This is a genomic window from Rhodococcus sp. NPDC059179, assembly GCF_042754885.1.
In the GTDB taxonomy this organism is placed as follows: Bacteria; Actinomycetota; Actinomycetes; order Mycobacteriales; family Mycobacteriaceae; genus Rhodococcus_G.
In genome coordinates this window covers 2,851-5,273 of record NZ_JBHZBV010000025.1, presented here as the reverse complement: position 1 = coordinate 5,273, position 2,423 = coordinate 2,851, and the positions used below count along the sequence as shown (strand labels likewise).

Here is a 2,423-nt window from a genome sequence, read left to right as displayed (position 1 = left end):
GTGTGTTGTTTCAGATACCGCACAGTGGACGCGTAGCTTCTTTGTGGTAAGTCCTCGGCCTATTAGTACCAGTCACCTGCACACGTTACCGTGCTTCCAGTTCTGGCCTATCAACCCGGTGGTCTGCCGGGGGCCTTACCCCCTCAAGGGGGTGAGAAACCTCATCTTGGAACAGGCTTCCCGCTTAGATGCTTTCAGCGGTTATCCCTTCCGAACGTAGCTAACCAGCGGTGCTCCTGGTGGAACAACTGGCACACCAGAGGTTCGTCCGTCCCGGTCCTCTCGTACTAGGGACAGCCTTCCTCAAGTTTCTAACGCGCGCGGCGGATAGAGACCGAACTGTCTCACGACGTTCTAAACCCAGCTCGCGTGCCGCTTTAATGGGCGAACAGCCCAACCCTTGGGACCTACTCCAGCCCCAGGATGCGACGAGCCGACATCGAGGTGCCAAACCATCCCGTCGATATGGACTCTTGGGGAAGATCAGCCTGTTATCCCCGGGGTACCTTTTATCCGTTGAGCGACACCGCTTCCACTTGCCGGTGCCGGATCACTAGTCCCGACTTTCGTCCCTGCTCGACCTGTCAGTCTCACAGTCAAGCTCCCTTGTGCACTTGCACTCAACACCTGATTGCCAACCAGGCTGAGGGAACCTTTGGGCGCCTCCGTTACATTTTGGGAGGCAACCGCCCCAGTTAAACTACCCACCAGGCACTGTCCCTGAACCAGATCATGGTCCGAGGTTAGATGTCCAATACGATCAGAGTGGTATTTCAACAATGACTCCACGAACACTGGCGTGCCCGCTTCACAGTCTCCCACCTATCCTACACAAACCGAACCGAACACCAATACCAAGCTATAGTGAAGGTCCCGGGGTCTTTTCGTCCTGCCGCGCGTAACGAGCATCTTTACTCGTAATGCAATTTCGCCGAGTCTATGGTTGAGACAGCTGAGAAGTCGTTACGCCATTCGTGCAGGTCGGAACTTACCCGACAAGGAATTTCGCTACCTTAGGATGGTTATAGTTACCACCGCCGTTTACTGGGGCTTAAATTCTCAGCTTCGCTCCGAAAAGCTAACCGGTCCTCTTAACCTTCCAGCACCGGGCAGGCGTCAGTCCGTATACATCGTCTTACGACTTCGCACGGACCTGTGTTTTTAGTAAACAGTCGCTTCTCACTGGTCTCTGCGGCCCCACCCAGCTCACCAAGCAAGTTGGATCACCAGACGAGGCCCCCCTTCTCCCGAAGTTACGGGGGCATTTTGCCGAGTTCCTTAACCATAGTTATCTCGATCGCCTTAGTATTCTCTACCTGACCACCTGTGTCGGTTTGGGGTACGGGCCGTGTAAAAGCTCGCTAGAGGCTTTTCTCGGCAGCATAGGATCACTGAATTCGCCTCAATCGGCTATGCATCACGTCTCAGGATATGTGTGGCACGGATTTGCCTATGCCACTCCCTACACGCTTACACCAGTATTACCACTGACTGGCTCAGCTACCTTCCTGCGTCACCCCATCGCTTGGCTACTACCAGATCAGGTCCCGCGCATCCCCCGACCATGATCCCGAAGGAACATTAGCCGGCTTCAGGGCGGTTAGTATCACTGATTCACCATGGGCGCGTTTACACGGGTACGGGAATATCAACCCGTTGTCCATCGACTACGCCTGTCGGCCTCGCCTTAGGTCCCGACTCACCCTGGGCGGATTAACCTGGCCCAGGAACCCTTGGTCATTCGGCGGAAGAGTTTCTCACTCTTCTTTCGCTACTCATGCCTGCATTCTCACTCGTGCAGCCTCCACGCCTGGATCACTCCGACGCTTCCATGGCTGCACGACGCTCCCCTACCCATCCATACCACTGCCGGCCACTCCGCAGAATGACCGAGGTGTATTGCATGAATGCCGCAGCTTCGGTGGTGTACTTGAGCCCCGCTACATTGTCGGCGCAGGATCACTTGACCAGTGAGCTATTACGCACTCTTTCAAGGGTGGCTGCTTCTAAGCCAACCTCCTGGTTGTCTTCGCGACCCCACATCCTTTTCCACTTAGTACACGCTTAGGGACCTTAGCTGGCGATCTGGGCTGTTTCCCTCTCGACTACGAACCTTATCGCCCGCAGTCTCACTGCCGCGCTCTCACTCACCGGCATTCGGAGTTTGGCTGATTTCGGTAAGCTTGTGGGCCCCCTAGACCATCCAGTAGCTCTACCTCCGGTGAGAAACACGCGACGCTGCACCTAAATGCATTTCGGGGAGAACCAGCTATCACGGAGTTTGATTGGCCTTTCACCCCTACCCACAGCTCATCCCCTCAGTTTTCAACCTAAGTGGGTTCGGGCCTCCACGACGTCTTACCGTCGCTTCACCCTGGCCATGGGTAGATCACTCCGCTTCGGGTCTAGAGCATGCGACTGAC

At 55.6% G+C, this 2,423-nt stretch carries 1 rRNA gene (running past one end of the window); it reads right to left on the bottom strand.

The annotated features are described in order from the left end of the window. Positions 1 to 42 precede the first annotated feature (42 nt). Positions 43 to 2,423: ribosomal RNA gene (locus ACFXMV_RS23125) — 23S ribosomal RNA — on the bottom strand (it continues 849 nt past the right edge of the window).